Source organism: Vibrio sp. 1069 (assembly GCF_033340555.1).
In genome coordinates this window covers 109,228-129,311 of the sequence record NZ_JAWOWP010000003.1, presented here as the reverse complement: position 1 = coordinate 129,311, position 20,084 = coordinate 109,228, and the positions used below count along the sequence as shown (strand labels likewise).

Below are 20,084 nucleotides of genomic sequence, written 5' to 3'. Positions count from 1 at the left end.
TTGCTGATTTAGATTACTTCCATCAGCAAATGGAGAATGAAACATGAAAAAGATCCTCAATAACCAACTCGGCACGAAGTTCGCCTTCGTGCTGTTTTTGTTTGTCTTACTGCAAATCCCGCTTTCAATGGTCACAGGGCTGATCTCAGAACGCTCATATCGCCAAGATGAAGTCAGAAACGACATCGCACGCAGCAGCAGCGGCGAACAACGCATCATTGGTCCATTCATCATGGTTAACTACACCGAAACCAGTTACCGAGATGACAAAGTACAGATTAAAGAGCGTCGTAAATTCCTCCTACCTAGCACTTTTGATATGAGCGCGAATCTGGACAGTTTTGAAAAGTACCGAGGCATTTACCGCGCGCGTTTATACAAAGCACAAGTGGCACTGAAAGGCACTTTCGATGCAGACGAGCTCGCGGCGTTGCAGGGGCTTGATATTGACAACATGAGCCTAGTGGTTGGCATTGAAGACAGCCGCGGATTGATTCGTTTGGATGACATGACCATGGCGAGCTCTGATATCGAAGTCGCACCGGGAACAGGGTTAAATCAGCTACCACAAGGCTTCCACAGTGCTCTGACACTCGCAGACCTAAACGCAAAGCAACCTTTGGCTTTCGATCTTAACTTCTTGCTGCAAGGTATGGGTCAGCTTCAAGTCACACCAATCGGCAGTCAAACAACGGTTGAATTCTCTTCAACTTGGGCACATCCAAGCTTTATCGGTGATTACTTACCAGTGTCGTCAGAGGTATCTGAAGATGGATTTAAAGCACAATGGGCGAGCAACAACTTCTCAACCAATATCGCGCAGCTGTTCCAAAGTTGTTTGTCATCGAATCACGCTTGTCACGAGCTTGAACAGCGACAAATGGGCGTAGATTTGATTGATCCCGTAGACCACTATTTGAAATCTCACCGAGCCGTTAACTATTCACTGTTGGTTATTACATTAGTATTTGCGAGTTTCTTCTTGCTGGAGCTGTTCCAAGCGCGTCCGGTTCACCCAGTGCAATACGGTTTTATTGGTCTGGCTTTAGCGCTTTTCTATCTATTGCTGATTTCGATGAGTGAACACCTCGGCTTCAACTGGGCGTATGTGGTGTCAGCAGTCGCATCGACGGGGCTTTTAAGTGTGTACGTGAGCGGTATGTTGAGCAACACCAAACACGGCGCGATATTCGGAGCGTGTTTGCTTACTCTCTACGGATTACTGTTTGGCTTGCTACAAGCAGAGAGTTACGCATTGGTAATGGGGACATTACTGTGTTTCGCGATTTTGAGCTTCACTATGGTCATTACACGCAACATCGACTGGTACGCACGAAATAAGAAAGCGGAAGAAAGCGCAAAGGCGAATCATGAAGATGTTTAAACGAGCAATTCTCACAGGGCAGCCAAGCAATATGTTGGAAGAAACGTGCGCTATCCGCCTGCAATTTTCTGCAAAAAATGGACTGAAAAGCTTGGTGTGTTTTATCACATTGGTCGTTATTGCGCTCTATGTTCGAGACAGCTTTATTCGTCCGACATTTGGTGATGTTCTGGTTGTGGTTTGGCTCTACTACTTTCTTGCAAGCTTGTTCTCCATGCCCGTTAACTGGATGGTTTCACTGGTGGTGTTGATTGCGTTTGCCGTCGAGTTGGGGCAATTGCTTCAGGTCGCAGCTTGGCTTGGTATCGAATCTTCATCGCCTCTGGCTGTAATTTTGGGCGCCACATTTGATTGGAAAGATCTGCTGGCTTACTGCATCGGAGGTCTACTGTGTTGGTGGATGGAAAAGAAATGAAAACCGAGATGAAAGCCATTGTGCTACCAAACCGACTCCGCCATTCCAAACGAGGTATTCGTAAGAGGGTCAAAATCAGTTTACTCAAGCGCGTGTACCTTTGGTCACTGACCAATAGAGAACTGCTGTAAACCTCGCCTCTTTATATGAAATACAAAAAGGGAATCTTAACTCACCGGCGCACAGGGTGAGTTAAGATTCCCTTATTATTGACTAAGATATTGAGTTCTTACTTTTAATTAGCTTTCAAATGAAAGTTTCTCGCCGAACGTCTCTTTCCAGTCTTTATCGAACTGTTCAACCGCAGGTTTTACTGCTGGGTGAGCGAACATTTGCGCTGCCACATCGGTTGGCAATGTAATGGCTTCGATGCCCAGTTTCATCACCTCCATCGCTTGTTGAGTGTTCTTGAAGCTGGCTGCCAAAATCTTCGCTGGTAGTTGGTTTTGATCGAGCAACAATTGAAGATCCGCAACCACTTCAACACCGTTGCCGTTCATCGCATCAATGCGGTTTACGTAAGGTGCTAGGTAGTCTGCACCGCACAGTGCTGCAAGGAACCCTTGTTGAGCTGAATAGATAGCAGTAGCAAGAATCTGAATTCCCTCTTTTTTCATTAGCTTAATTGCTGCTAAGCCGGTTTCTGTTGCTGGCACTTTTACCACCATATCGTAAGGCAATTCATTCAGTTGGCGTGCTTCTGCCACCATGCCTTCGACGGTTGAACTCACGACTTGAGCGTGAAAGCGAGGTGTACCGCCAAGTGCTTCTTGCATGTCTGCTAGGGTTTCATTCAGTCCCTGCTTTGACTTCGCCAAAATGCTTGGGTTTGTCGTCACGCCTTTTAGCGGTAGGCACTGGTTAAAGCGTTTTACTTCTGCCACATCAGCAGTATCTAAATAAAGTTCAATCATGGTTTCTACCTTAAACAAAATCTTCGTTTTGATGATGGGATCACTATAGATCTGACAATCGAACGAGATCTTGATTTTGATCAATTGAAATTTCATTTGAAACTATAATAATTTCATTAAATGAAAGTTAAGTGAAACTTGTAAACGCTCAAATGAAGCTTTCAGTTCGAACAAAGAAAAGCTGTTCATAAGACTTAACCAGCAAGAAAGAAACGGATTAAGTACACAGCGGTAGCACAGACCAAGAGGCAAGCAGAGATGTATTTCAATATTCAACGATTCTCTACCCATGATGGCGATGGCATTCGTTCCATTCTTTTTCTTAAAGGATGCAGCTTGTCTTGCCCTTGGTGTCAAAACCCAGAAAGCCGCAGCGAAAAGCATTCACTGCTTTTTGATCAACGAAGCTGTATGGAAGGTTGCCAGCTGTGCGTTTCTGCTTATCAAGCCACAACTCAACCCACAGCGGGTAGCGAAACGGTGGGTGATGGTATTCAACGTATCGACAAACAAATCATCATCAATCGCAAAGCAATCAAAGAAGACCAACTGATCGCGCTGCGAAACGTCTGTCCTACGCAAGCACTGACCGTCTGCGGTGACGAAGCAAAATCAGACATGCTGTTCGACACCTTAATGAAAGACAAACCTTTCTACGACCAAAGCCAAGGTGGCGTGACCTTCTCCGGTGGTGAGCCACTCATGCAAGCGGATTTGGTGGTAGAACTCGCACAGCGTCTGCATGACAACCAAGTCTCTACCGCTATTGAATCGTGCATGCATGTGCCGTGGAAGAACGTCGAAAAAGTCGCGCCGCATATTGATTGCTGGTTGGCGGATTTAAAACATACCGATGAAGAGAAGTTTCTTAGCTGGGCGAAAGGTTCACTAAAACGCATCAAAGACAATTTCCGAAAACTGGCACCTATCGCGAAACGCATTGTGATTCGCGTTCCAGTGGTGCCGGGGTTCAATGACACCATCGAAGAGTTGAAAGACATCATCGATTTTGCGGCTTCACTAGAAAGCTGCCAAGAACTTCACTTGCTGCCGTACCACACGCTCGGCATCAATAAATACCGTTTGCTCGATATGCCTTACGAGTGTTCTGACAAGCCATTAAACAAACCAGAACTGCTAGAAAGCGCCATGCAATACGCAAGCGAAAACACCCAACTTAACGTGATTGTAAGAGGTTAACTATGGACCTGAATTACCTTCCTGAGCGTATCAAAGCGCACAAATCGGCACTAGTAAATATCGTAACGCCACCTGTCTGTACCGAGCGTGCAGAGGCATACACTCGTGCTTATCAAGCAAACGAAGACAAACCTGTGATTGTCCAACGTGCGCTAGCACTGCAAGAGCATTTACGCACTCGTACTATTTGGATTAAACACGATGAGTTGATCGTCGGTAACCAAGCGAGCAAAGTGCGTGCTGCGCCTATTTTCCCGGAATACACTGTACGTTGGATTGAAGCGGAAATTGATGATCTAGCCGACCGCCCAGGTGCAGGCTTTGCCGTTACCGAAGAAGATAAGCAAAGCATCCACAGCATCACACCGTATTGGCGTGGTAAAACCGTTCAAGACCGTTGTTACGGCTTGTTCACTGATGAGCAGCAAGAAATCTTAGCCAGCACCATCATTAAAGCTGAAGGCAACATGACTTCGGGTGACGCGCACCTTGCGGTGGATAACGAGAAAATCCTTAAGCTAGGCATGAACGGTTTGTTAGAGGATGTTCGTCAGCACCGTGTTAACAATGATGTTTCGACCTTTGAAGGCTTGAAGAAAGAGCAGTTCTACAAGTCGGTCGAAATCGTGCTGCTTGCGATTCAAGACCACATAGTGAGCTACTCTGAATTGGCGGCAAAAATGGCGTTAGAAGAGACGCGCCCGCTACGCAAAGCTGAGTTAGAAAGCATTGCGGCAAACTGTCGTCATGTCGCGAGCCACGCACCAGAAAACTTCTGGCAAGCACTGCAATTGAGCTACTTCGTTCAGTTGATGCTACAAATCGAATCGAATGGTCACTCGGTTTCTTTCGGTCGTATGGACCAGTTCCTCAACGAATTTTATGTTCGTGATATCGAAAACGGCACAATTGAGAAAGACTTTGCATTAGAGCTTTTACAAAGCTGTTGGTTGAAGCTGCTTGAAGTTAACAAGATTCGCTCTGGTGCGCACTCTAAAGCCTCCGCAGGTTCTCCGCTGTACCAAAACGTGTGTATTGGCGGTCAGAAGTTGAATGAAAAGGGTGAGCCAGAAGACGCAGTGAATCCACTTTCTTGGGCGATTCTGGAATCTTGTGGCCAGTTACGTTCGACGCAACCTAACTTAAGTGTGCGTTACCACGAAGGTTTGAACCAAGAGTTCTTAATGGGTTGTATCGAAGTGATTAAGTGCGGCTTCGGTATGCCTGCGTTCAACAACGATGAGATTGTCATTCCTGAATTCATCAAGCTTGGCGTAGAGAAAGAAGACGCTTACAACTACGCATCTATCGGCTGTATCGAGACGGCGGTTCCGGGCAAATGGGGGTACCGTTGTACGGGCATGAGCTTCATTAACTTCGCTCGTATCTTGCTTGCTTCATTGAACGAAGGTGTGGATGCAACAACGGGTAAAGCTTTCTTGCCGCACGATAAGTCATTAGCAAAAGGCAACTTTGAGAACTTTGAGCAAGTGACAGCTTCTTGGGCAGAGCAAATCCGCTACTACACCCGTAAATCGATTGAGATTGATACAGTCGTCGACAGCGTGCTTGAACAGCAAGCGCAAGACATATTCTGTTCAACGCTGGTGGATGACTGTTTAGCTCGCGGTAAAACCGTGAAAGAAGGTGGCGCGAAATACGATTGGGTATCTGGCTTGCAAGTCGGTATCGCAAACTTGGGTAACAGCCTAGCCGCCATCAAGCACCTTGTTTTCGATGATGCGCAAATCACCCAACCCCTTATCTCACAACAACAACAGCTAGCAAAAGCATTGGCTGAAGATTTCGACGGCATGGAGAACGAGCAGCTTCGCCAACGTCTTATCAACTTTGCACCAAAATACGGTAACGATGATGACGCAGTAGACCAACTACTGGCAGACGCGTACCAAGTGTACATTGATGAGCTAGAGCAGTTCGTTAATACACGTCATGGGCGTGGTCCAATTGGCGGCGGTTACTACGCAGGTACATCAAGTATCTCGGCAAACGTCCCATTCGGTGCTTCAACCATGGCAACGCCAGACGGTCGTAAAGCGAAAACGCCATTGGCAGAAGGTGCAAGCCCGTCATCTGGCTCAGACCGTTTAGGTCCAACGGCAGTGTACAACTCGGTTGGTAAGATTCAAGCGAATAAGATCCTTGGTGGCGTGCTGCTTAACCAGAAGTTAAGCCCTGCAGCGGTTGAGTCTGAAGGGGATAAGCTCAAGCTTTCTATGTTGATTCGTACCTTCTTCAACCACCACAAAGGTTGGCACGTGCAGTACAACATCGTCTCTCGTGAGACCTTGCTAGCTGCGAAGAAGAACCCTGAACAATATCGTGATCTTGTTGTGCGAGTTGCAGGCTACTCAGCGTTTTTCACCGCGCTATCACCAGACGCGCAAGACGACATCATCGCACGCACCGAGCACGAGCTGTAAGTAGACTCACTAAGTAAAACAAAAGGCACCGATTGGTGCCTTTGGTTTGAATACTTAATCCGCAAATGACTATACCTGACCGCATTACAGCTTGTGCAAAATGGTCACGCATTTTTTCGTGACGTTGTCGTACTCTTTCGTCATGTAAGCGGTAGTGATCGCGCCCTCTTTCATGATGCAAATGGCATCGAGTAATGCAGCGTTGTCTGATTTGAGATAGCGTTGAATTAGCTCTCTGACTTGCTGCTTATGGTAGCGGCAATACGTTGCGATCTCGCCACTGTCGTCACTGAATTCCGCGGACGTATTGATGAAAAAGCAACCGCGAAACTCGCCCAACTTTTCTTCAGAGCCATGAAACCAGCCGTTGAGTGCTGTAAATAACTGATCGATCACCTCCGCGCACGTTTGTGCTGAAGAAAGCTTTTCCTCCAACCATTCCATAAATACTTGGTGGCGTTGTTCTAATGCGGCGATGATAAGCGCTTCTTTGCTCTCAAAATGGTTATATAGCGTGCGTTTAGCCACGCCGGAAACATTGAGGACTTCATTGATGCCAATAGAGTTGATGCCTTGTTTATAAAACAGTGACAAAGCTGTGTCGATCAATAACTGTTTCTTTTTGTTCATAACTACGTCCTCAAAAAGTTCCATAAACACATATTGACAAAGGTAGACAGATTTGTCTATTTTATTTTGTAGACAATTCGGTCTACTTTGAGGTGTTTATGAATAATTTAATTTTATCGTTGGTTGCCGGGCTTGGCGCTACGTTGGCTATTGGCGTATTGTCCTACGCTGAGGTATCACTGACTGAGGTTGTACTCCTGATGGCACCATTTGGTGCTACCGCAGTACTGGTGTTTGGGGTGCCTAGCAGCCCTCTCGCTCAACCAAAAAACGTGATCATTGGTCACTTCATTACGGCATCTATCGGTATTGCGTTTAGCCAGTATGTTGACGTCACGCCGGTCACGCTCGCGATTGCGACGGGGCTAGGTGTGTCTGCGATGCTGATTACGAAGACCACTCATCCACCTGCGGGGGCAAATCCAATTTTGATCATGGCGTCTGGGCAGGGATGGAGTTTTCTCTTCACGCCTGTCCTGATTGGCGCGGTAGTGATTGTTCTGGTCGGTAAAGGGTTACAGTTGCTACAAAGTCAGTACTTAAACCCTCGACTGAATGGTCAGAAGACCTAGTCGGATTGTAGTTAGAGCCGCGAAAGGGAGTGATCTCTTTTGCGGTTTTATCTTTTGTCGGTTTGCAAAAACAAAATCTGATTCTCTCTTGGTATTCAGTCGTATACATCAACATGGTAGTTAAATTGGTACAATGCGATGAACAGAATCCACCCTAAGAAACTATTGCACAGTAAATGGACGGCAATTTCACCTAAAAACAAAGAGAAGCATTTTGTCGTGACAGAAATGGAACTAGATGAAGATGGTAACGTTGTGAGATGTGTCATCGAGGCAGTCATGAGTAAACGCGACCGAGAGATGAACTGGCAAGACCTAAAAGACTCTGAGCAATGGATGCAAGGGTGGAAGTGAGTGACGCTTCGTTGTTGGGCGAATCAAGCAGAAACGTGCGTTGCGAGTAGGCAAAAGTGGTGCTATCTGATACGTTGATAATTCGTTCTAACGCCCACTCAAAGGATTAATTATGATTGATTTCGACAATTCCTCTGTATTTAAGCTTAAGCCGATTGACGTTTCTAATGCCAGAGAAGACTTCCTTAAGTTCTTGATTGATGGTGAGACTATTTTCGCTGCTTTTAAAACAGTTCGTGACCAAGTGGTGTTTACGAACAAGCGAGTGATAGCGGCAAATGTGCAAGGGATTACCGGCTCAAAAGTGGATTACACTTCTTTGCCTTACAGTAAGATCAATGCATTTTCTATCGAGACCTCTGGTACTTTTGATTTGGATTGTGAAATCGAGTTCTTCATGAGTGAGGTGGGAAGAGTGCGTTTTGAAATTAAAGGCTCGTTTGATTTGATTTCTTTCAACCGTATGGTTAGTGAGTATGTACTAGGTTAAGGGATTAGAAATGAGAGCTTCGCTGAGAGACAAAATTATAGAGGTCTGTGACAAAAAGCTCGCGAGTAAAGGTGAATTGGTTGGTCTCTCATTTTATGCGTTTTTCGCTAATAAAAATGACGACCCAGAGCTGTTGATGGAAGCGGCTACGTGGTGGATTCAGACTCATCAGCTCGACCACTTCGAAAAAGCAGTAAAAGTAAAATCAATGGTCGAGTCGGGGAGCTAAATTAAAAAAAAGAAGTAAAGAAAGCAGACAAATGCTAATAACGTTGCGGACAAAACAGGGTAGATAATGTAAGAGTCCTGCTTGTTGGTTCGTTGAAAACATAGCGAAACAAGTAAGACGTTATAAACTACAAGTAACAAGCTGATCATGGTTCCGCTGTTTAATGTCATACTTGATAGCTGAGTTAAGAAAAACGCCAATAAAAGGTAATCGAAGACAATGAGCCATAAAAAGGCTTTCTTCAGTAAGTCGCTTTTTCTTTTTTCGGATGATGTTATGTGCATATAGAACTCAACTAAAAAGTCACAGTAACAGAGGCTTTGGTTAGAGAGGTCACCATCAGAGTGGTGACCTTTTAAGATTATAATTCTTGAATTTTTACTTCGCTGGTGGCGGTATCGCCGGAGTAATTGATGACTTCTTGACGAATGACTGGTTGGTTGAATTCAGCCTTATCTTTCGCTTTTTGCAGTTCGCTTTCTTGGTGGTTGCCAAAAAGGGTCTCAAGCACTTTAGCGGCAGGAGTCGTTAAAACAAACAGCTCAATACGACGGTTTTCGCTAGAATCTGGCTCATCAGGATTAAGCAGCGCTCTATCTGACATACCCGTTACCTGCATTACTCTATCATCCGGCATACCGCCTTCAACTAACGTATTTCTTGCTACGTCTGCTCGAGAGGCTGATAACGCCCAGTTAGATTGACGACCAAAACGCTTTTTAAATGGAATTGCATCTGTGTGTCCGCTGATGATCAGAGGGTTGTTAACACGATGAAATACAGGTGCTAGTGCGAGCAGTAAATCTTCAAAAAAAGGAGTAAGTTCTGCACCACCACGGCTGAACATATGCTGTTTGTAATCATCTTGAAGGACGATACGCAAACCTTGTGGTGTCACCGTGACGTTTACATTTCCCTGCGCATTAATTTGGGCAGTCATTTGCTCAATTACTTTCGCTAGTGCGGCAAGTTGCTCTTGAGTATCGAAGTTACCAGGAATCAAAGAATCAATTTCTGGTCCATCCCCATCACCTTTGAAGTAAGAGCTTACCACATGGTTGGAGTTGTGTTTACTTGGCACAGAAGAGTCCTGTGCCAAGTCGATAGGAGAAATACTTTGTGACGTATCAAATGGGTTGCCGTAACTCTTGTCGAATACGCTTGAACTATGCAAGTGGGCAACAATCGCTTTACGCTCTTCTTTGTCTACCACCTGCATAACCCAAAGTACAAGAAACAGCGCCATTAGGGCGATCATGAAGTCAGCAAACGCGACTTTCCACGCGCCGCCATGAGACGACTCATCATGGCTGTATACTTTGGCACGTTTGAACACTACATGCTCTTGTTTTTGCATTATCCCTCCTGTTCAGCTAACCACTTCTCCATTTGGTTGAATGTTGGTTTGATGTCTAGCTGAATATGTTTACGACCAGCGTCAATGGCGAGCAATGTCGGCTTTTTCGCTACGTAGGCAACCAAGGTTGCACGAACGCACTCAAAAGCAGTCATATTACGTTTTACTCGCTGAGCCATGGCGTTACTTAGTGGATCTAAGCCACAGTAACAACCGAAAATACCAATGAATGTACCAACGAGAGCTGCCGCAACGTGATACCCAATCATAGCGATTGAGCCATCAATAGCTTGCATGGTGATAATAATGCCACCAACTGCTGCAAGAATACCGAAGCCAGGTAGTGCTTCTGCTGTACGCTGTAGTGAGCGTGAAGGTAAAAGCATTTCGTTCTGTATTGCTTCGATTTCTTGCTCTAGCAGTCCCTCTAATTCATGAGGCGACATCTGTCCCATTGCCATTAAACGTAAATTGTCAGTAATGAAAGAAATTAGGCGATGATCTTCTGCGATCGTCGGGTAAGCGAGGAACATAGAGCTTTGCTCCGGAGCCTCAATATGAGAATCCAGAAACTTGTATCCGCGGTTTCTCGCTGTCTCTAGCAAGTTGTTGAGTAGTGCCATTAATTCCATGTAGTACTCATGCTCTTCCGTTGGACCTTTAATGGTCGCTGGCACTTGTCGACGCATTTCTTTTAGTACATGAGGCGGATTACCGATGATCAAAGAACCAGCAGCGGCGCCAATAATGATAAGGAATTCGGCTGGCTGCCAGATAGCACCTAAGCTACCACCGGCCCACATATATCCACCGAAGACGCACACCAGGATAGTGAGCACTCCAAAAAACTTTTGCATCTTGTGACTCCTAAGAGGACATTAATTGGTTGAGTTGTTTCAGCGCTTGTTTGTGAAGCTGACATATACGAGGTGGTGTCAGATCCAATACCAGAGCTATTTCGTGTAAGTTGAGTTCATGTTGATAGAACAGAGTCAGGAGCAGTTGATCGCGCTTAGGTAACTTACCCAAAGCACTGTCTAAACTACGACGAATATGTTCATGTTCCATGCCATCGTATTGTCCGCCAATGTAGCTATCACCGCTGCTCTCCATCAGTTGGTCAAGGCTTTGCATCTCGCCTGCGAGAGCGGCATTTTGGCGGTTGTAATAATCTTGCTCATTCGTCCCTAAAGCCTGGATGATTTCGGCATCCGTTGGCATTCGACCTAACGTTCGAGTGAGATCTCGAGTCACGTCGTTGAGCTCGTGGGCTTGTTGACGAGTCTTACGTGAACGCCAATCTAGTCGGCGTAATTCGTCTAAAATAGCTCCCCGAACTCGACAAACGGCGAAAGCAGGAAAGTGAGGATCGTCAACATCGCCATATCGGCGTCCAGCCTCGACTAGAGCGATAAGGCCTATCTGCTGCATATCTTCAATACTACAGTGAGAAGTGGCATGAACGCGCAGCTGGTTAACTACGCGTTTTACCATGACCTGATGACGTTGTAGCAATGCGTTTTCATCAATTGGTCGTGACGGTGTTGTCACTTCCTCTTCTGTGGTGTAAGTGTCTTGTACATTCATGTCTAACATGGTTGTGCTCCGTTATTGCACAACATATTTAGTCAACAAAACATCGTCGATTTCTCGGACGATGTCTGTTTTGGCAAAAGCGAGTAGAAGCGTTTGCTTCACTTCGTCTTGCAGAATATCGATGGCACCCGCTTGCTGTAACTGATCAAACGTTTTGTCGCTAAACAGTTTTAATAGAGAGTTTTGTACCATAGGCATGTATTCATCGATCTCTTTGATACGCTCTGGACGGCGTGTCTCAATTGCCAGTTCTAGCATCACAAAGTGAGTCTGTTTCTTGCCTTTAACGGTCAAAACGACTTTGTCCAAAGGATGGAAGCTAGGACCTTTACTTGTCGGTTGTTCTGTGACCAAAAAAGACAGTGGAGAGTCTTCGATCAGTGAACCAGAGTCAGGTGACTCTTGAGCGTGTTTGTTTAAGTACCAGATTCCGCCCATAATTGTGACGGCCGAAACGAGGGCACTGGTGATGATCATGGCGATAAACAGGGCGATCATTTGTTGTTTGGTCATAACCTTTTTCCTCGAAGATTTACTAAGCTTGAGTGCTTAGCCAGTGTTCTGAATAGTTAGTTGTTGTCGTGGTTTGGAATGCACCAGATTCTCGTGCGGCGAAAATATTGGCGTCTTCTTCGTTTGCATGTGGGTCATTTCGACCTTGGTTTTGATCAGAGCCAACATTGACATCGACATGAACGAAGTTTTGCTCTTGTAACTCAGTACGCAATCGTTCCGAAACTTGCATTAAAGCTTCTCGTGTTGCTGCGGCATTGGCGTTGATGTGGACACTCAATCGGTCACCTTCAACACGTACAAGTAAATCCAATTTCCCTAAGTCTGGTGGGTCTAGGCGGATTTTTGCTTCTTGTACATTTTGTTGAGCTTGGAGCGTCACGCGATCATGTAATACTTGCATCATTTGCTCCCCCCACTTTCCGGCAGTGGTATCAACACGCACCGCTGCCCACTCAGAGCCTTGAGCTTGAACATGACTCGTCGCAACCGGTGAATGTGCAGATTGTGTTGTAGGGGCTTGTGCTTGAAGTAGAGATGCGGTTGGTTGCCCTTGAACAGGTTGATTCAAAAGAGTTTGAAACTCAGCACCGGAGATAGGCAAACGCGAACTCGATGAAGTCGGCAGACTTTGCTTCACATCTTGTTTTGATGATGTGTTTAACATAGCGTTAGACGAATCTTGAGTAACAGACTTAACTTCGCTCGCAGTCATTAAAGATGACGCTTTTCCTAGTTTCTCAGCCTGCTTCTCTGCCATGGTAATCATACCCTGGGTTAAAGCTTGAGCTTGCGCTGCAAGATCAGTCGATTCTGTTAACCCTGGTGTACTGGTCAAGTTGGCATCCGGATCTGAAGCTGAGCGGTCATCAGTATCAAAACCATGACTTTGTACTTTGTTTGCGTTGTTCAAAGTAGAGGCCGTAAGGTGAAAACTCGGTACCGCTGACGCAGAGTTAAAGTCTTGCTCACCATTCTGCTTGTTCCCTGATTTAAAACCATGAGAAAAGCCGTGTACCGAGTTCGCTTGCTTGATGTGACCCTCATTGTTAGCTGGCGAATTACCCGAGTGCTGAGTTGAAGAAGGTATGATCATTGAGTTAGCTCCATGGTCATTGCTAATTGATAGGCCATAGCGCGTTCTTGATGGTCATTGACCATGTTCATCTCTTTTTTCAACTCGTTGGTCGACTTCTCTAATACTGCGAAGGCATTAGCGTGCACTGTTTTCGCTCGCTGGATTTCAGGTGCAAGCTTAGGATCTTTCAAAAAAGGCTTGTGACTGATCAAAAGCTCTCGCAACTGCAAGTCGTACCGCTTGAGCGCATGCCAATCGGCCGTTTTTGCGGCGAACTGGATGAGCTGAGATAAATGACGGAATCGCTCTGGCGATACTTTATGCTTGTTGTCCAAAATTCATCCAACCTTCACGAATGTTACCCATTACACGCTCAACGTTAACCAAGCGATTTGCATCGTTTTGCACGCTAGCGTAATAAAGTTCGACTTGGCAGAAGTCATAAAGCTGGCGTAGGTTTTCCGCAATTTCACCGCCGTTTTCATCATCTAGAGCACTTGTTAGTCCAATCAAGATGTTCATGCATTTGTTGATTCCATTCCCTTTCTCGGCCAAACGATTTGCGGCTAGGTGGCCGCGAATACGTTCAACTTCATCGAGTAGGCCATCGATTAACATGATGACTAATTGGTGTGGATTTGCTGCTGCCGCTTGAGCGTCGAGATCGACTTGTTGGTACGAATCGTAACCAGAATCCATAAGCATGAATATTTCTCCTAAATTTGGAACCAAATGTCTTATTTTTGAGCATTAAACATGGACATGGTTTGGTTCATTTGGGTCATAATTGAATTCATTTGAGTGAATTGTTTGAGATAGCGGTTGTACGACATTTCGTACTTACGCTCTAAATTGGTTTGTTTATCTTTGATTCGGTCTAAGCTTGACTGTATTGCGTCTTTACGCGTGCTGAAGGTACCTGATGAGAATTTCAAGAAAGGCTCTACCATCGCGTCAAGAGAATCTAGCAAAGCGTCATCCCCATTAAACAACGCCTCTAAGCCTGCGCTGTTTGTTTGTTGAGCTTCTTTGAACTTTTCTTGATCAACTTTCATTTTACCGTTGCGGTCTAGGCTCACGCCGATTTCGCTTAGGCGCATACCATTGTGTTCACCTCGGATTAACCCCGTTAACTGACTCTCAATAGAACGCAATGTCGAGTCGCTAGCGAGCACGCCGCGTTTCTGATCTTCACCGCCAATTTGGGTGTACTGATCGATAGTCGAAACAAGGGCATTGTAGGTTTCCACAAACTTATCTAGTTGTTCTTTAGTGCCTTCGCTATCAGCTCCAATTTTTAAACCGATTGGAGAATCTCCCGCGGCTTGCGGTTTAGATACGGTAATGTCAACACCGTCGATGACACCTTCAAAAGTATTACTTGCGTTGGTTAGTTTCAGGCCTGAGTCTTTTGCACCTAGCCACATAACCGCATCTTGCGGAGCGTTGATTTGCTTGAGGTTGGTGAAGGCGTCTTCAAACCACGCTTGGCCAGTACCCGATGCAGATACGTTGATCTTATTTTCGACACCAGTCTCAGTGCTCGATAGCATAAAGTGTGTTTGACCATTCGAGCGAACTAGAGTGGCGTTAACGCCAGGGTTGTCCGTGTGATTGTTAATCGCACTGGCTAAATCGCTGATCGTTGCAGTGCCGTCACCATTAACATCAACGGAGGACAAGTCTAGAGTCATTGTTTCACCGTTGATGGTGAATTCTAAAGATCCAGTAGTTGGTACTTCTGTCGTCGCCTCAAGGTCTGCAGGCATTCCTGTAGATACTTGATGCGCCGTTGCCACTTTTTCTACAAAAATCTGATAGTTACCCGTTAGCGCTTTAGCATCCGCGTTTGCAGTAAAGTTACCTTCTTGAGAGAGTGTCGCACTGTTTTTGATGATGCTGTTTGTGCTGTTATTCATCTCTTTCATTGCAGTACGAAAATCACGTAGTGCGCTTTCAACTTTATTAAAAGCTGACAGTTGTGACTGGTACACATTAGCTTGCGCTTGGTAACGGTTTTTGAATGGGTTTGTGTCCAATTGTGCGAATTGGGTTGCCATTTTTACTGGGTCTAAAGAACTCATGAGGTGTGCTCCTCTCATCTCTTATTGGCTTGAATACTTTGAATGCTACGCCTTAGTTTAATTATCAGTGGCAAGATGCGTGCCGTATATTAAATTCAATTAAAACAAAGGTTTAAAGCTATTTTGTTTTCTTGGGAGGAAGTGGTGTTTCCACCTTGTTTGTTCCGCCTTCCTCCATGGAAAAAGTAATTTCCTTATAAGAAAAGGCGACCTAAACAAAGAAAATATTTAATTGTATTGACGGTTCTAATTAGGAGATATGTTTTAATTAGACGTTATATTCAGCCTTTACTTCAGCTTGATTCAGATAATTCTTACAGAGTGCATTAATTGCGTTCTGATATTATTTTTGATAGTGCGATGTGCAAGTGTTCTCACTAAAAATTAAATTTTTTACGTTTCAAAGAATGTCAGTTATGAATGAATTTGCGTTACGATTGATGAAATGTGCTCGTGCATATGAAGAGTTCATTAACAAAAAACTATTAAGTAAACAGAGCATCAATTCTGATGAGATAGCTAGTATCTTAAAGGAAGCTAAGTTCAATTTTCCTGAACTTAGAGATAGTAAAATAGGAAGTAAATTAGAGACGATAGAATTAGAACTGTTTAATAAGGTTTTATTCAATATTATGTTGAAGTTCGGATTCAGAGTGCCTGAATCTCACAAAGATAATACGAGCTCTATTTATATTCGTAGATAAAAATAAAGCCTTCCATAGGAAGGCTTTATAATTAAGACGATTTAAATTAAGCGCACTATTAACTAAGTAATTAGCGTAGTAGTGACATTGCCATGCTTGGAAGCTGGTTAGTTTGAGACAGAACAGTTGTACCTGCTTGCATCAACATTTGGTTCTTAGTCATGTTTGAAGACTCTACTGCAAAGTCTGTATCCATGATACGACCTTTAGATGCTGTAACGTTTTCTACCATGTTACCAAGGTTAGCCATAGTGTGCTCAAGACGGTTGATGTTCGCACCGAAGTCTGCACGAGAGCTACCAATTTTTTCTACTAGACCGTCAGCGCCGCTGATTTTGTCTAGTGCTGCTTTTGCTTTAGTCGCGTCATCGATACCATCTGTAATTGCTGCATCAGCAAGAATAGTAGTGATTTCACCGATACCTGCGCTTGCGCTTACAGTCAATGTTTCAGCAGAAGATGCACCGATTTGGAATGTTACGTCACCTGCACCGAAGCCGCCGCCTTTAAGAAGGTTTTGACCACCGAACTTAGTGTTGTCTACGATGTTGTTTAGTTCTGCAGTAAGCTGTGTGAACTCTTTGTTAAGAGACGCACGGTCTGTTGCACTGTTTGAACCGTTCAACGATTGTGTAGCAAGGTCGTTCATGCGGTAAACGATGTTTGTCATTTCATCCATCGCACCTTCAGCAGTTTGCATCATAGAGATGCCGTCTTGTGCGTTACGCATTGCTACTGACATGCCGCGTGTTTGCGCTTCTAGACGGTTAGCAATTTGAAGACCAGCAGCGTCATCAGCAGCTGAGTTCACACGGTAGCCTGTGCTTAGACGTTCCATTGCTGTGTTTAGAAGTCCGCTTGTTGTGTTCATTGTGTTTTGAGTTACAAGCGAAGCGTAGTTAGTGTGCATTGATAAAGCCATCTTAGTCTCCTTAGTTAGTCACTATATCTTTCAGGCCTCGGGATATTCCCTTGTCACTAACTAGAGGCGGTCGGTCGGCTTTAATGATTAATTTGAAAATTAAAAAATTTCTAAAAAAGATAAAAATTGATGATTTTTAGTGATTTGTATTCCATGAAAACCGGGAAAATCATCATATAAGCCTAAATTTTTTAGTTAAGTTAAAGAAACTATTGCCCGATGATCTTGTGGTTATCCGTTATAAATAAAAAAACAGCACGAATAAATCGTGCTGTTTTTAAATATAAATGGTTGAGTTTCAACTATTCCTCATCAAAAGACTGAAAGGAGAGAGAGGTTGGGATATCGCTGAAATAACCAAAATAATAACTGGCACCCAATAAGCGATAACGGTTAAGTTCCGTTTGACTCGCTACACGTCCGGCAACCCAAGTATATTTATGCTTTCTTAAGAACTTAGCAATAGGTAGGAAAGCGTGTCTTTCTTCTTTATCCTCTAGTGTGACTGACAATTTGATCATATCGGGACTAAAGTCTGCGACGCGCTCGAAGTTCACTTGCGATGTCGCGACTTCAAACCAAAGTGAATATGCATTCTCTTTTAACTTTTTGGTGAGTGTGGCGACTTTATCACGATCACATAACGTTTCATCAGCTTGAAGAGAAGGAATCACATGTTGAAAAGCAGAAGAGTGGAATTGAATCGTCTGTTCGAGGAAATAAACCCCAGGCTCCCACAGTAATGCATCCACGCGAATCGGCACGACAACATTACTAATCAAGTCGTGATGAAAGGCTTCTAACTGAAATTGTGTTTGTCTTAGTGCAAGGTAAAGACTGAACAAATCCAGGCAGTACTGCATTTGTTCAGAGAGTTTGAATTGATAGACACTTTGTTCTCCACGCATACCAAATCTCAACGTCAGGTGTTGGAATTCTACTTCTCCTGATTGAGCTTCCCTAATTGCTTGGCATGCGTGTTGGACATCATTGTGTTTTAAAGCATCAAAGACTAATTGATCGTCATCCGTGACGATATATTGTACTGCGAGACCAACCAAATGTTCGTACATCGCATGTGTTGAAATAAGATTAACCAAGGTTTCCTACCACATTGATTTGTTTGTTTTCTGGGATTTCGTTGTAAGACAATACTGCCAGCCCTTGTGTAAATGTACGAGCGTAACGCGCTAGAAGAGGGCGCAGCTGTGGCATAACGAGAAGGATCGGAGGTAGCCCCTGTTGTTTAAGCTGTTGTCTGATCAATGGCAAGTTTTGTTGGAACTGACCAAGAATGTTTGGCTCAATTGGGAAGCTATCTAGTGTTACCGTACCAGAAGATTGTGCTTGTTGCAGTGAAGTTAGTAGCATTTGTTCTAACTCATCAGACAGTGCGTAGACATTTAATTCGTTCTTTTGTCCTGCAATTAAGTTAACAAGCGTACGCTTTAGTGCACAGCGTACATCAGATGCAAGTAGGATCGGGTCCTTTGTATTTTCCGCGGATTCCAACATTGTGTTGGCAATCGTGCGAATATCTTTTAGTGGCACTTGGTCCAATAAAAGCTGACGATATACTTTCAGCTGCTGTGCTGGATTAAGTGCTGCTGCTAATGCTTCTGCTAGTTTCGGGGCTTGTTGTGTCAAACGCTGGGTTATTGCTTCCACATCGTCGTGCGTAAACAATTCTGCAAGGTTTGTCTTCATGATTTTACTAATATGAGTGGCTATAACAGTGCCATCGTCGACAACTTGGTAACCCATATTAAGTGCTTTTGCTTTATCTTGATGCTCAATCCACACAGCTGGCAACTGATAAGCAGGATCGCTACCCAAAATGCCATCTACCTCACCGTAAGTTTCGCCAACCGCTATCGCCATTAAACGCTCTGGTTCAATAAAACCTTGCTCAATGACTTCGCCATTTAGAGAAATTGTGTATTGGTTTGGCTTGAGGCTCAGGTTGTCACGAATACGAACTTCAGGTAATAAAAAGCCAACTTGTTCAGAAAGGTTTCGACGCACACCGCGGATACGTTGTGATAAAGGAGCCCCTTGTTCTTTGTTGACTAGATGGACGAGTCGATAACCAAGCGCAAGTGATAATGTTTGGACGTGAGGAATATCATCCCATGTCAGCGGTGTATCATCGTCTTGCATTGCTTGTGAAAGTGCTTCGACCTCTTCAATCTGGGAGTCTTGCACTGGCTTCTTGGTTTGACGCCACCCTGCGAACGCTAATGCGCCAGCAAACGCAAAAAAGGCTAGGTGTGGCATACCCGGTACCATACCGATTACCGCCATAATACCTGCGACAGTAAATAGCGTTGCAGGAGTTGCCAGTAATTGCTTTTGCATGGTTTCCGACATGCCATTATCGCTATCATTAATTCGCGTAACGATAATCGCGGCAGCCGTTGCCAATAGTAGTGAAGGAATTTGAGCAACTAGACCATCACCGATTGTGAGTAGGGCATAAGTTTTAAAGGCGTCAGACGCAGCGAGTCCATGCTCGAAGACACCAATACTGATACCACCAATGATATTGATAAACAGAATCAACAAACCTGCGATGGCATCGCCACGCACAAACTTTGATGCACCATCCATCGAACCATGAAAATCGGCTTCGTTGGCGACTTCTTTACGGCGTAAGCGAGCCGTTTCCTGATCGATAAGGCCAGCGTTTAAGTCGGCATCAATTGCCATTTGTTTGCCTGGTAAAGCATCCAACGTAAAGCGGGCTGAAACCTCAGAAATACGTTCACCACCTTTGGTGATTACGACGAAGTTGATGATCATCAAGATGACGAACACCACCATACCAACGACGTAGTTACCGCCAATGACGACTTCACCGAATGCTTGAATGACCTTACCCGCTGCGTCACCACCATTATGTCCTTCTAGGAGTACAATTCGCGTAGAAGCCACGTTCAATGTGAGACGTAATAATGTTGCGACCAGCAAAATAGTTGGAAAAACAGAGAAATCTAATGGTCGCTTTGCGGTTGTGCTGACCAGCAATACTAGGATTGCTAAGACGATATTAAAGGTAAACAGCGCATCCAGTAGCAGAGGAGGCAAAGGAAGAATCACCATTGCTAATATCATTAGCAAGACGATTGGAATGCCAACGTAGCCTTTGGTTGATGTTTGAAGTTGTTTTAACCGGTTAAGCATACTTTCGTGTCCTTG

General features: G+C 44.6%; 23 protein-coding genes. 9 read left to right on the top strand and 14 right to left on the bottom strand.

Annotated elements, in window-relative coordinates:
- Positions 1–43: 43 nt before the first annotated feature.
- Together creD and R7040_RS06660 are read left to right on the top strand one after the other, a co-directional pair.
- Positions 44–1,384, top strand: a complete 1,341-nt coding sequence (gene creD / locus R7040_RS06665; RefSeq protein ID WP_064354942.1) for a cell envelope integrity protein CreD — start codon at positions 44–46, stop codon at positions 1,382–1,384.
- The gene (locus R7040_RS06660) at positions 1,371–1,799 is read left to right on the top strand and encodes a DUF2809 domain-containing protein (RefSeq protein WP_064354941.1); all 429 of its coding nucleotides are present in this window, start codon (positions 1,371–1,373) and stop codon (positions 1,797–1,799) included. The genes creD and R7040_RS06660 overlap by 14 nt, the downstream gene beginning before the upstream one ends.
- Positions 1,800–2,038: 239 nt before the next feature.
- Here R7040_RS06660 and R7040_RS06655 read toward each other — a convergent pair whose 3' ends face one another.
- Positions 2,039–2,713: a fructose-6-phosphate aldolase gene (locus tag R7040_RS06655; protein WP_065275635.1), complete on the bottom strand. Its 675-nt coding sequence runs from the start codon at positions 2,711–2,713 to the stop codon at positions 2,039–2,041.
- A 258-nt stretch (positions 2,714–2,971) separates the two neighbouring features.
- Between R7040_RS06655 and R7040_RS06650 the strand changes: the two genes are divergently transcribed.
- Positions 2,972–3,913: a glycyl-radical enzyme activating protein gene (locus R7040_RS06650; RefSeq protein WP_318081148.1), complete on the top strand. Its 942-nt coding sequence runs from the start codon at positions 2,972–2,974 to the stop codon at positions 3,911–3,913.
- Positions 3,914–3,915: 2 nt separating this feature from the next.
- Positions 3,916–6,357 (top strand): formate C-acetyltransferase/glycerol dehydratase family glycyl radical enzyme, encoded by a 2,442-nt coding sequence (locus R7040_RS06645; RefSeq protein WP_151515298.1) that lies wholly within the window; start codon positions 3,916–3,918, stop codon positions 6,355–6,357.
- Positions 6,358–6,441: 84 nt separating this feature from the next.
- Here the strand turns inward: R7040_RS06645 and R7040_RS06640 are convergent, their stop codons facing one another.
- Entirely contained in the window at positions 6,442–6,987 is a 546-nt protein-coding gene (locus R7040_RS06640; protein WP_053303877.1) for a TetR/AcrR family transcriptional regulator, read from the bottom strand.
- A 98-nt stretch (positions 6,988–7,085) separates the two neighbouring features.
- Between R7040_RS06640 and R7040_RS06635 the strand changes: the two genes are divergently transcribed.
- The 4 genes from R7040_RS06635 (at position 7,086) to R7040_RS06620 (ending at position 8,632) form a co-directional block, all read left to right on the top strand.
- Positions 7,086–7,559 (top strand): HPP family protein, encoded by a 474-nt coding sequence (locus R7040_RS06635; protein ID WP_005374998.1) that lies wholly within the window; start codon positions 7,086–7,088, stop codon positions 7,557–7,559.
- Positions 7,560–7,697: 138 nt separating this feature from the next.
- Positions 7,698–7,913, top strand: a complete 216-nt coding sequence (locus tag R7040_RS06630; protein ID WP_005374999.1) for a TIGR02450 family Trp-rich protein — start codon at positions 7,698–7,700, stop codon at positions 7,911–7,913.
- 112 nt (positions 7,914–8,025) lie between these two features.
- The gene (locus R7040_RS06625) at positions 8,026–8,403 is read left to right on the top strand and encodes a PH domain-containing protein (RefSeq protein WP_005386881.1); all 378 of its coding nucleotides are present in this window, start codon (positions 8,026–8,028) and stop codon (positions 8,401–8,403) included.
- 10 nt (positions 8,404–8,413) lie between these two features.
- The gene (locus R7040_RS06620; RefSeq protein ID WP_154204019.1) at positions 8,414–8,632 is read left to right on the top strand and encodes a DUF6500 family protein; all 219 of its coding nucleotides are present in this window, start codon (positions 8,414–8,416) and stop codon (positions 8,630–8,632) included.
- On the opposite strand, the gene R7040_RS06615 is transcribed toward R7040_RS06620, so the two are convergent.
- The 9 genes from R7040_RS06615 to fliD all read right to left on the bottom strand — a co-directional run bounded on the left by R7040_RS06615 (position 8,629) and on the right by fliD (position 15,260).
- Complete coding sequence (locus R7040_RS06615; RefSeq protein ID WP_005375002.1) at positions 8,629–8,916, bottom strand: hypothetical protein; 288 nt, start codon at positions 8,914–8,916, stop codon at positions 8,629–8,631. The two genes, R7040_RS06620 and R7040_RS06615, sit on opposite strands and share 4 nt — an antisense overlap.
- 77 nt (positions 8,917–8,993) lie before the next feature.
- The gene (locus tag R7040_RS06610; RefSeq protein WP_005375003.1) at positions 8,994–9,989 is read right to left on the bottom strand and encodes a flagellar motor protein MotB; all 996 of its coding nucleotides are present in this window, start codon (positions 9,987–9,989) and stop codon (positions 8,994–8,996) included.
- Entirely contained in the window at positions 9,989–10,846 is an 858-nt protein-coding gene (gene motA / locus R7040_RS06605) for a flagellar motor stator protein MotA (protein ID WP_005375006.1), read from the bottom strand. The genes R7040_RS06610 and motA overlap by 1 nt, the downstream gene beginning before the upstream one ends.
- Before the next feature lie 10 nt (positions 10,847–10,856).
- Positions 10,857–11,585: a FliA/WhiG family RNA polymerase sigma factor gene (locus R7040_RS06600; RefSeq protein ID WP_005375008.1), complete on the bottom strand. Its 729-nt coding sequence runs from the start codon at positions 11,583–11,585 to the stop codon at positions 10,857–10,859.
- A gap of 12 nt (positions 11,586–11,597) precedes the next feature.
- Positions 11,598–12,098 (bottom strand): flagellar basal body-associated protein FliL, encoded by a 501-nt coding sequence (fliL, locus tag R7040_RS06595; protein WP_005375011.1) that lies wholly within the window; start codon positions 12,096–12,098, stop codon positions 11,598–11,600.
- 22 nt (positions 12,099–12,120) lie between these two features.
- Positions 12,121–13,194, bottom strand: a complete 1,074-nt coding sequence (locus R7040_RS06590; RefSeq protein ID WP_017634432.1) for a flagellar hook-length control protein FliK — start codon at positions 13,192–13,194, stop codon at positions 12,121–12,123.
- Entirely contained in the window at positions 13,191–13,511 is a 321-nt protein-coding gene (locus R7040_RS06585) for a hypothetical protein (RefSeq protein ID WP_005375013.1), read from the bottom strand. The genes R7040_RS06590 and R7040_RS06585 overlap by 4 nt, the downstream gene beginning before the upstream one ends.
- Positions 13,495–13,881 (bottom strand): flagellar export chaperone FliS, encoded by a 387-nt coding sequence (fliS, locus tag R7040_RS06580; RefSeq protein WP_005375014.1) that lies wholly within the window; start codon positions 13,879–13,881, stop codon positions 13,495–13,497. Before fliS ends, R7040_RS06585 begins: the two co-directional genes overlap by 17 nt.
- A 32-nt stretch (positions 13,882–13,913) precedes the next feature.
- The gene (gene fliD, locus R7040_RS06575; RefSeq protein WP_005375015.1) at positions 13,914–15,260 is read right to left on the bottom strand and encodes a flagellar filament capping protein FliD; all 1,347 of its coding nucleotides are present in this window, start codon (positions 15,258–15,260) and stop codon (positions 13,914–13,916) included.
- Positions 15,261–15,676: 416 nt separating this feature from the next.
- Here fliD and R7040_RS06570 point away from each other — a divergent pair, with 416 nt between their 5' ends.
- Positions 15,677–15,964 carry a hypothetical protein gene (locus R7040_RS06570; RefSeq protein WP_005375016.1) on the top strand — a complete coding sequence of 96 codons (288 nt, stop codon included), beginning with the start codon at positions 15,677–15,679 and terminating at the stop codon, positions 15,962–15,964.
- A 70-nt stretch (positions 15,965–16,034) separates the two neighbouring features.
- On the opposite strand, the gene lafA is transcribed toward R7040_RS06570, so the two are convergent.
- The 3 genes from lafA to flhA all read right to left on the bottom strand — a co-directional run bounded on the left by lafA (position 16,035) and on the right by flhA (position 20,069).
- Complete coding sequence (gene lafA / locus R7040_RS06565; RefSeq protein ID WP_005375019.1) at positions 16,035–16,886, bottom strand: lateral flagellin LafA; 852 nt, start codon at positions 16,884–16,886, stop codon at positions 16,035–16,037.
- A gap of 302 nt (positions 16,887–17,188) precedes the next feature.
- Positions 17,189–17,959 carry an EAL domain-containing protein gene (locus tag R7040_RS06560; RefSeq protein ID WP_318095548.1) on the bottom strand — a complete coding sequence of 257 codons (771 nt, stop codon included), beginning with the start codon at positions 17,957–17,959 and terminating at the stop codon, positions 17,189–17,191.
- Between the two features lie 19 nt (positions 17,960–17,978).
- Positions 17,979–20,069, bottom strand: a complete 2,091-nt coding sequence (gene flhA / locus R7040_RS06555) for a flagellar biosynthesis protein FlhA (protein WP_005375024.1) — start codon at positions 20,067–20,069, stop codon at positions 17,979–17,981.
- Positions 20,070–20,084: the final 15 nt, after the last annotated feature.

What these genes read in the sequence shown, in the direction of transcription:
- creD (WP_064354942.1), top strand. Translation starts at nt 44, where the DNA reads ATGAAAAAGATCCTCAATAACCAACTCGGCACGAAGTTCGCCTTCGTG.
- R7040_RS06660 (WP_064354941.1), top strand. Translation starts at nt 1,371, where the DNA reads ATGAAGATGTTTAAACGAGCAATTCTCACAGGGCAGCCAAGCAATATG.
- R7040_RS06655 (WP_065275635.1), bottom strand. Translation starts at nt 2,713, where the DNA reads ATGATTGAACTTTATTTAGATACTGCTGATGTGGCAGAAGTAAAACGC.
- R7040_RS06650 (WP_318081148.1), top strand. Translation starts at nt 2,972, where the DNA reads ATGTATTTCAATATTCAACGATTCTCTACCCATGATGGCGATGGCATT.
- R7040_RS06645 (WP_151515298.1), top strand. Translation starts at nt 3,916, where the DNA reads ATGGACCTGAATTACCTTCCTGAGCGTATCAAAGCGCACAAATCGGCA.
- R7040_RS06640 (WP_053303877.1), bottom strand. Translation starts at nt 6,987, where the DNA reads ATGAACAAAAAGAAACAGTTATTGATCGACACAGCTTTGTCACTGTTT.
- R7040_RS06635 (WP_005374998.1), top strand. Translation starts at nt 7,086, where the DNA reads ATGAATAATTTAATTTTATCGTTGGTTGCCGGGCTTGGCGCTACGTTG.
- R7040_RS06630 (WP_005374999.1), top strand. Translation starts at nt 7,698, where the DNA reads ATGAACAGAATCCACCCTAAGAAACTATTGCACAGTAAATGGACGGCA.
- R7040_RS06625 (WP_005386881.1), top strand. Translation starts at nt 8,026, where the DNA reads ATGATTGATTTCGACAATTCCTCTGTATTTAAGCTTAAGCCGATTGAC.
- R7040_RS06620 (WP_154204019.1), top strand. Translation starts at nt 8,414, where the DNA reads ATGAGAGCTTCGCTGAGAGACAAAATTATAGAGGTCTGTGACAAAAAG.
- R7040_RS06615 (WP_005375002.1), bottom strand. Translation starts at nt 8,916, where the DNA reads ATGCACATAACATCATCCGAAAAAAGAAAAAGCGACTTACTGAAGAAA.
- R7040_RS06610 (WP_005375003.1), bottom strand. Translation starts at nt 9,989, where the DNA reads ATGCAAAAACAAGAGCATGTAGTGTTCAAACGTGCCAAAGTATACAGC.
- motA (WP_005375006.1), bottom strand. Translation starts at nt 10,846, where the DNA reads ATGCAAAAGTTTTTTGGAGTGCTCACTATCCTGGTGTGCGTCTTCGGT.
- R7040_RS06600 (WP_005375008.1), bottom strand. Translation starts at nt 11,585, where the DNA reads ATGTTAGACATGAATGTACAAGACACTTACACCACAGAAGAGGAAGTG.
- fliL (WP_005375011.1), bottom strand. Translation starts at nt 12,098, where the DNA reads ATGACCAAACAACAAATGATCGCCCTGTTTATCGCCATGATCATCACC.
- R7040_RS06590 (WP_017634432.1), bottom strand. Translation starts at nt 13,194, where the DNA reads ATGATCATACCTTCTTCAACTCAGCACTCGGGTAATTCGCCAGCTAAC.
- fliS (WP_005375014.1), bottom strand. Translation starts at nt 13,881, where the DNA reads ATGCTTATGGATTCTGGTTACGATTCGTACCAACAAGTCGATCTCGAC.
- fliD (WP_005375015.1), bottom strand. Translation starts at nt 15,260, where the DNA reads ATGAGTTCTTTAGACCCAGTAAAAATGGCAACCCAATTCGCACAATTG.
- R7040_RS06570 (WP_005375016.1), top strand. Translation starts at nt 15,677, where the DNA reads ATGAATGAATTTGCGTTACGATTGATGAAATGTGCTCGTGCATATGAA.
- lafA (WP_005375019.1), bottom strand. Translation starts at nt 16,886, where the DNA reads ATGGCTTTATCAATGCACACTAACTACGCTTCGCTTGTAACTCAAAAC.
- R7040_RS06560 (WP_318095548.1), bottom strand. Translation starts at nt 17,959, where the DNA reads ATGTACGAACATTTGGTTGGTCTCGCAGTACAATATATCGTCACGGAT.
- flhA (WP_005375024.1), bottom strand. Translation starts at nt 20,069, where the DNA reads ATGCTTAACCGGTTAAAACAACTTCAAACATCAACCAAAGGCTACGTT.